Source organism: Rhizobium sp. PEPV16, assembly GCF_008919455.1.
GTDB lineage: Bacteria > Pseudomonadota > Alphaproteobacteria > Rhizobiales > Rhizobiaceae > Rhizobium > Rhizobium leguminosarum_Q.
In genome coordinates, this window is the sequence record NZ_VSZV01000154.1 from 1 (window position 1) to 7,688 (window position 7,688).

Below are 7,688 nucleotides of genomic sequence, written 5' to 3' on the forward strand. Positions count from 1 at the left end.
CAAGCCCCTGGTCGAGTTCCTCGGGGCTGCGCTGGCTCTCCTCGTTCGCCCGCTTCATCTGGGCGATCGACAACCCCGAGCGCTCCGCCATCTCGAGCATCTGCTTGGCGGTGGAGAAGGGATAGGGCACACGCGTGCCGCCGGGCGCGTTCTTCTTCGCCCGCATCTGCTCGAGCTCGGTGTCGGTAACGACGAAGCCGCCGCCGACCGAATAATAGATGCGCTTGACGAGAAGCCGGCCGTCCCTGTCATAGGCGGAAAAGACCATGCCGTTGGCATGGCCGGGCAGCGGCTGTTTCTTGTCGAAGATCAGGTCGGTTTTCGGCTGGAACTGATAGCCGGGATGGCCGTCCGGCGTGATGCGGCCGGTGCGCTCCACGGTGTCGACGATGCCGTCCATTCTGTCGGGATCGACGCTGTCGGGCGCTTCGCCCATCAGCCCGAGAATAACAGCCCTGCCCGTGCCGTGGCCGATCCCGGTATGGGCGAGCGAGCCGTGCAGGCTGACCTTGATGGCTGTGACCTGGGCGCCCGATGACGGGCGCGGCCATTCGTTCGAGAGGATCAGCTCGAGAAACCGGTTGGCCGCCGACATCGGACCCATCGTGTGTGAACTCGACGGCCCGACACCGATCTTGAAGACATCGAATACCGAGAGAAACATGGGTGCGCTTTCTGAATACGAGGATGCAAGCTTAAGCGAGGTCGGTTTCGAATCCGTGCAGCACACCGACATCGCATGGAGCCGGTGCGACATTCCGGCTGCACACTGGAGCGCCGCGTGTCCAATAGGACGCGCAGGCACTTTGAGTGTGCGCATAATCCTCCCCGAAAATCGAATCCGATTTTCGGGGTCACGCGCTAAACCAAGTGGTCCACCTTGCCACTCATTGCTGCATTCAATGAAGCCTATGCGGCGGAAGAACTGGTAGCCTTATCTTGACAGTCTGCCCCGACTCCCAATGTCCTGCTGACGTCGATGCTAGACGACACCTTGCAGATTGGGAGATTGGACACATGGCGCTCAAACGGATGGACAACGTCGGAATCGTCGTCGATGACCTCGAAGAGACGATTGATTTCTTTCGCGACCTCGGCCTCGAGCTCGAAGGGCGGGCTGCGATCGAAGGAGAATGGGCTGGACGTGTCACTGGACTGGGCGATCAGCACGTCGAGATTGCCATGATGCGCACGCCTGACGGCCACAGCCGGCTCGAGCTCTCCCGCTTCCTCAGGCCGCCTGCAGTCGCGGATCACCGCGATGCCCCGGTGAACGCTCTAGGCTACCTCCGCGTCATGTTCGCCCTTGATGACATCGACGAGACGCTTGAGAGGCTCCGCAAGCGCGGCGCGCAGCTCGTCGGCGAAGTCGTGGACTATCAAGACACCTATCGGCTCTGCTACATCCGCGGGCCTGGAGGGCTCCTCATCGGACTCGCCCAAGAGCTTAGCTGAGCTATGCGCGGAGCTTCCCGTTGCGATCATCTTGAATGACCGTGCCGTCGCCTCCATCCGAGGGTTCGGCCGTCGCTGAGATTTGTCGTTGATCGGCCATGGCTGACGTTGCGCCGTTCCCCAGGCGCTTTTCGATTTCCTGCAGGCCGAGAATTGCGCGGTCCATTTGGTCGGCCGGAGTTTCGCGCGAAACCAGACGCCAGCGATTGTCATGCCATATCAGGACCAGCAGCCGCCGGCCGGGAACCTCTATCGTCTCGTGGATGAACCATGCCCCGGCTACCGCAATGCAAAGCGTCAGCAAAATGAGCGCCGGTTCGGGCATCAAGGCATCAAAGGTCAAACGCGCCAAAAACATGATGGGGACATGGAAAAGGTAAAGTGAAAAACTGATCTTTCCGAAAAATCGTACTGGTGCCGCTGCCAGGACACGGGCTGCGATGGGAGGCTGTCGAGCGACGAGCCCGACAATAACGGCCGCGGCCACCGCACTTTGCAGACCCCAAAATTCAGGGGAAAAGCCGGGCAGGATATGCCGGTAAGTGAAAAACACCGCAAGAAGGAAAAGCGTCAGGATTCCTGTGAGGGCGGATGGAATCCATCTGTTCCAGTGGGAATGCATGATCCCGGCAAGTGCGCCGAAAAGAAAGTAAGGAAGCTTGGAGACGAGCACTATTCCCGGGCCTGGCAATTCAACCAGGCCATCCACCACGACGACCACGGTGAGGCCCACAATCATGCCGCTATAGCGCTGCGGCTGAGCCAGGCAGAGCCACAGGACAGGAAAGAGCAGATAGAATTGGATCTCGGGTGGTATCGACCAGAAAACACCACTCGAGCCGAGAAGAAAGACATGGCGCAGAAAATCCGTGACGCCAACGATCGGCTGAACAAAATCCAGATTTTGCATGCGCGACAGCATCGCTACGAGAACGACGGCCACCAGGTAAACCGGATAGATGCGGGCAAAGCGGCTCACAAGAAAATCCAGCACGTTTTCTCTCGTGACCGGCCGTGAGCCGTAGAGATGAGCCATCAGGAAGCCGCTGAGAGCAAAAAACAAACCGACAGCTTCGTCGCCCATCGTCACGAGATGCGGAGCTGTGATCGGAAAGATAAGGCCAATATGGGCTCCAACGACCAGAAGCGCAGCGACACCGCGCAGGCCATCAAGACTCGGGATGTAATCCGGCCGACTCATGGGTCACTTTTGATTTCGGAGTTCAGGTTCAGTCCTGACAATTGGCCATCACGACTTTACAAGCGGTTAACGCGGCGCACTCATCTGGCGGTTGCAGGCGCGATCGATGGCACTGACTTCGCTCCAGCGTGAGAGCGCTAGGTCCCCGCCCTCAATCTGCGAGCTGACGGACGCCGCATTGCCATTTTTAGTCCAGAAGTGCCGGTCGACGATCCACCAAACCTTGTCGTTTCCCGACGGCTCGATTATGCCGAACTGCCGCATGGCCAAAAGCCCGCGTAAAGCCGCCGAACTCGGCCATGCGGCATAATCCGACTTGCGGCATAGTGGCCGCGTTCATGCGGAGACCGAATCACTGATGACGACGGCGGATTATATCGCTCTGGCTTTCTTTGCCTTTGTCTGGATGGGCTATTCCTGGCTGCTGCACGGCCGCACCTTCTTCGGACGCACCAGCCTGACCCATGCGATGACCGAACGGCGCCGGGAATGGATCTACAATTCGCTGCGCCGCGACCTGAAGATGATCGACACCCAGATCATGGCCGGCCTGCAGAACGGCACCGCTTTCTTCGCCTCGACCTCGATCTTCGCGATAGGCAGCTGCTTTGCTTTGCTCGGTGCGACTGAGAAGGTCGACGCCGTCTTCGCCGACCTGCCCTTCGTCTTCCATGGCGGCCATGCTGTGTTCGAGATGAAGGTCGGCGGGCTGGCAGCGCTTTTCGGCTACGCCTTCTTCAAATTCGGCTGGTCCTACCGGCTGTTCAACTACTGCACCATCCTCTTCGGTTCGATCCCGATGATGCGCGACACCGAGCGCGACGTCATCGCCGCCGAGCGGGCGGCCGAACGCGTCATCCGCATGAACGTCATTGCCGGCAGCAATTTCAACGAGGGCCTCAGGGCAATCTTCCTGTCAATCGGCTATCTCGGCTGGTTCATCAACCCCTATGTCTTCATGCTGACGACGGCGATCGTCATCGTCGTGCTGACACGACGGCAATTTTTCTCGCAAGCGCGACTGGCGATCATGGATAGCGGCCCGCCATCAAATCTCCACCTTTCTTCTATTCGCCGCAATAGGCCGTCGAGCGACGGAAATGATTTGTCCGAGGGACTTTGATGACAATGCCGGCAAGCGAAGCCGATGCAACGGCAAAACCGCCGCGCATCGGTCTATTGGATACGGCGCGCGGCATCGCGCTGATCGCCATGGCGAGCTACCATTTCAGCTGGGACATGGAGTTCATGGGCTATCTCGCGCCGGGCACGGCCGAAACCGGTTGGCTGAAGATCTATGCCCGGGCGATCGCCACGACCTTTCTCTTCATCGTCGGCATCAGCCTGGTGCTCTCAAGCACGCCTGAGATTCGCTGGCCGTCCTTCTGGAAGCGTTTCGGCATGATCGCCGCGGCAGCCGCGGTGATCTCGCTTGCCACACGCATCGCGATGCCGAACGAGTGGATCTATTTCGGCATCCTGCACTGCATCGCGGTGCTCACGCTCGTCGGCGTCGTTTTCTCGAGACTGCCGCTCGCCGTCACGCTCATCGCTACGCTCGTGCTCTTTGCCGCCTGGATCACCGATAATTTCGGGCCACCCGGCCTGCTTCGCTCATCCTTCTTCGATCCGCGATATCTCGCCTGGATCGGCCTTGCGGTGACGCCGGAACGGTCCAACGACTACGTGCCGCTGTTTCCCTGGGCAACGCCCTTCTTCGCTGGATTGAGTATCGCCTCGATCGCCATCAGAACCAAGCTGCCGCACCGGCTTGCCGCCGTCGGCACCGGCTCCTGGTGGCCGGCAAGGCTCGGCCGCCACAGCCTTGCCTTCTATCTCATCCACCAGCCCGTATTGATTGGCATCGCCTATGGGATTTCCCTCGTCCTCCCGCCGCAAGCCCCGGATCCGGTCGCAACTTACCTAAGGCAATGCAACGCCTCTTGCGTCATGCAACAAGGCGAAGCGCTCTGCCACAGCTTCTGCCAGTGCACGCTCGGGAAATTGCAGGCGCAAGCCCTGTTCACGCCGCTGCAGGAGGGCGCGATCGATATACAGAACGACGAGCGGGTTCAGACGATTGCTGCCGAATGCAGCGCCGAGGCGCAATAAAGGCCGGTAATCGCTCTGCGGCGTTTTTCAGGTGTTGACGCCGATTTCGGCGAGGCGGCCGAGGCAGGTCTCTTCGATCGCGTCGAGTTCCGCCAGCGTGTCGTCGATATCCTTGCGCTTCTGGCGCAGGTCGTCGCGCTTCTCATCGACGCGCTTCATCAGGAGCTTCAGCTGGCCGAGTTCGCCCGGCGGCTCCTTGTAGACCTGGATGATCTCACGGATCTCGGCGATGGTGAAACCGATGCGCCGGCCGCGGAGAATTTCTGCGATGAGCCGCCTGTCGGCTTGCCGGAACAGACGGGTGCGTCCACGCCGCTCCGGATGGATCAGTCCCTCGTCCTCGTAGAAGCGGAGCGTGCGCGTCGAGACCCCGAATTCGCGCGTCAGTTCCGTTATGCTATAAAATTTGTTCACCGGCATGTGTTCCCCGTCGTCGGACAGACGATAATATTGACTTTTACGTAATAGTCAATTTTTGGCGGTTCAGATGCCGAACCACCATGTGGCGATGCCGAGAAAGGCGAAGAAGCCGGTACAGTCCGTCACCGTCGTGACGAAGACCGAAGAGGCGATCGCCGGGTCGGCGCCCATCTTGTCGAGCAACAGCGGCAGAAGGATGCCGGCAAGGGCCGCCGCTATCAGATTAATGATCATCGCCGCCGCAATCACCCCGCCGAGCTGGTAGTCGTGGAACCAGGTGCCGGCGATCGCGCCCATGATCGTCGCGAAGACAATGCCGTTGAGGATGCCGACGCCCGCCTCCCTGCGGATGATGCGGCCGGCATTGTAGATGTCGAGATCGCGGGTGGCGAGCGCGCGCACCGTCACCGTCATCGTCTGCGTGCCGGCATTGCCACCCATCGAAGCGACGATCGGCATCAGCACTGCAAGCGCGATCATCTTCTCGATCGAGGCGTCGAACAGGCCGATGACGCTTGCCGACAGCATCGCCGTGCCAAGATTGATCAAAAGCCACAGGAAGCGCGAGCGCACCGTCGAGAGCACATTGTCCGACAGCTCTTCGTCGCCGACGCCGCCGAGGCGCTTGATGTCCTCGTCCGCCTCCTCGTGGATGACGTCGACGACGTCGTCGATGGTCAGCACGCCGACCAGCCGGCCGTTTTCGTCGACGACGGCGGCCGAGAGAAGGTCGTACTGCTCGAAGAGCTGGGCCGCCTCCTCCTGGTCCATCTCGGCCGGAACCGGATGGTTGGTCTCGCGCATGATCTGCTCGATCTTCGTCTGCCGCTTGGTGCGCAGGATCTGGTCCAGATCGACGGCGCCGAGCAGCTTGAAGGTCGGATCGATGACGAAGATCTGCGAGAAGGAATAGGGCAGATCCTCTTCATCGCGCATGTAGTCGATCGTCTGGCCGACCGTCCAGAATGGCGGCACGGCGACGAATTCCGTCTGCATGCGGCGCCCGGCCGAGCTTTCGGGATAGTCGAGCGCCCGGCGCAGCCGCACCCGCTCGGTGAACGGCAGCTGGGCGAGGATCTCCTCGCGGTCCTCCTTGTCGAGGTCTTCGAGAATGTAGACGGCATCGTCCGAATCGAGCTCGCCGATCGCGGCGGCGATCTGCGCGTTCGGCATCTGGTCGACGATTTCGCGGCGGATCGCCTCGTCGACCTCGGTCAGTGCCGTCATGTCGAAATCGTCGCCGAGCAGGCGCACCAGCGCCAGGCGCTGATCCGGCTGGATCGATTCCAGCAGGTCGCCTATTTCGGATTCATGCAGGCGGGCAACGTTCTGGCGCAGGAACAGCGTGTCGCGGTCGGCGATCGCAGCGCCCACGAGCGCCAGGAAGTCACCGCGGACATTGCCGTCCTCGTCGTAAATATCGGCATCCTCATCATCGGGACGCCGGCGAATGCGATCTTCTGTGTCGGTCGTCGTCATATGCCGCCCTCGCATCTGGTTCGAATTTCAACGACTGCCGCGCCGCATTCGCAAATGTCGGCCGAAAACACATTGTCAACAAGCGGATAAGCGAATCCCGCGCGAGGCTCCCGCAGCCGGAATTCTTGGCCCCTGCTAGCCCAAAGCATCCGTGCCGTAAAGCGCTAAACCGTGCTTCGTGATGACAATGCATGCGGCCGGCGATAGTTTCCTCACCCGTCCAAGCAGAGGAAGCCTGCCCCATGCCCATCCGTCCGATTCTGCGTTATCCGCATCCGGGCCTCAAGACTGTCTGCGCGCCGGTGACGGTCTTCGATTCCTCGCTCACAGCGCTTGCCGAGGACCTGCTGGCGACGATGCGCGCAGCCCCCGGCGTCGGCATCACCGCCGCCCATATCGGCGTCTTCAGCCGTGTCACGGTGCTGGAGCTCGACAAGGCCGACGGCGTGCGCCTTTACGTCAACCCGGAGATTACCTGGTCCTCGACGGAGTTGACGAGCCATGCCGAAGGCAGCGTCTCGATGCCCGGCGCGACAGACGAGGTCACGCGCCCGCGGGCGATCCGCTTCCGCTATCAGGATGCCGAGGGCGCCGTGCACGAGGACGGTGCCGAAGATTTCCTCGCTATCTGCATCCAGCACGAAGTCGACCAGCTCGACGGCATTTTCTGGCTGCAGCGCCTCTCACGGCTGAAGCGCGACCGTCTCGTGAAGAAATGGGGGAAGGCCCAGGGCTGACAATCACGGCTGCCAAATCGCCGTCCACGCCGAACCATTCGCCGTCGCCGGCGTTTCCAGCAAAGAAACAAGGAGCGAGTGCAATGGCAAGGATCGGTGACAAGACCCAGTTTTCCCGGGAGAAGCCTGAGCTTTCCCGGGAGGAAGATTATCGCGACCTCGAAGAGCGCAATCTCGACGAAGGCTGGCCCTATGCCGATGGCAGCGGCGCCGGCACCGGCGGCCCGGATAATCGTCCTTACGGCGAGACCGCGGCCAATTTCGACAGCGATCCCAACAAGGGC

General features: G+C 60.9%; 8 protein-coding genes and 1 pseudogene. 5 read left to right on the forward strand and 4 right to left on the reverse strand.

Annotated elements, in window-relative coordinates:
- Nucleotides 1-664: serine dehydratase beta chain (locus tag FY112_RS03095; RefSeq protein ID WP_281408435.1), on the reverse strand; the 664-nt coding region annotated here is incomplete at its 3' end.
- Between the two features lie 353 nt (nucleotides 665-1,017).
- On the opposite strand from FY112_RS03095, the gene FY112_RS03100 reads away from it, so the two are divergent.
- The gene (locus tag FY112_RS03100) at nucleotides 1,018-1,455 is read left to right on the forward strand and encodes a VOC family protein (RefSeq protein ID WP_017960573.1); all 438 of its coding nucleotides are present in this window, start codon (nucleotides 1,018-1,020) and stop codon (nucleotides 1,453-1,455) included.
- 1 nt (nucleotide 1,456) lies between these two features.
- Here the strand turns inward: FY112_RS03100 and FY112_RS03105 are convergent, their stop codons facing one another.
- The gene (locus tag FY112_RS03105) at nucleotides 1,457-2,656 is read right to left on the reverse strand and encodes an acyltransferase (protein WP_151517646.1); all 1,200 of its coding nucleotides are present in this window, start codon (nucleotides 2,654-2,656) and stop codon (nucleotides 1,457-1,459) included.
- A gap of 358 nt (nucleotides 2,657-3,014) precedes the next feature.
- On the opposite strand from FY112_RS03105, the gene FY112_RS03115 reads away from it, so the two are divergent.
- Entirely contained in the window at nucleotides 3,015-3,779 is a 765-nt protein-coding gene (locus FY112_RS03115; protein WP_151517648.1) for a DUF599 domain-containing protein, read from the forward strand.
- Nucleotides 3,779-4,768, forward strand: a complete 990-nt coding sequence (locus FY112_RS03120; RefSeq protein ID WP_151517650.1) for a DUF1624 domain-containing protein — start codon at nucleotides 3,779-3,781, stop codon at nucleotides 4,766-4,768. Before FY112_RS03115 ends, FY112_RS03120 begins: the two co-directional genes overlap by 1 nt.
- A gap of 27 nt (nucleotides 4,769-4,795) precedes the next feature.
- Here FY112_RS03120 and FY112_RS03125 read toward each other — a convergent pair whose 3' ends face one another.
- Together FY112_RS03125 and mgtE are read right to left on the reverse strand one after the other, a co-directional pair.
- A complete protein-coding gene (locus FY112_RS03125; RefSeq protein ID WP_017960578.1) occupies nucleotides 4,796-5,188 on the reverse strand; it encodes a MerR family DNA-binding transcriptional regulator in 393 nt (130 codons plus the stop codon).
- Nucleotides 5,189-5,251: 63 nt separating this feature from the next.
- Nucleotides 5,252-6,667 carry a magnesium transporter gene (mgtE, locus tag FY112_RS03130; RefSeq protein WP_017960579.1) on the reverse strand — a complete coding sequence of 472 codons (1,416 nt, stop codon included), beginning with the start codon at nucleotides 6,665-6,667 and terminating at the stop codon, nucleotides 5,252-5,254.
- A 242-nt stretch (nucleotides 6,668-6,909) separates the two neighbouring features.
- On the opposite strand from mgtE, the gene FY112_RS03135 reads away from it, so the two are divergent.
- Both FY112_RS03135 and FY112_RS03140 read left to right on the forward strand, forming a co-directional pair.
- Nucleotides 6,910-7,404 (forward strand): peptide deformylase, encoded by a 495-nt coding sequence (locus tag FY112_RS03135; RefSeq protein WP_151517652.1) that lies wholly within the window; start codon nucleotides 6,910-6,912, stop codon nucleotides 7,402-7,404.
- Nucleotides 7,383-7,688 (forward strand): annotated as a pseudogene (locus FY112_RS03140) (hypothetical protein); the annotation flags it as partial. The gene FY112_RS03135 and the pseudogene FY112_RS03140, both read left to right, overlap by 22 nt.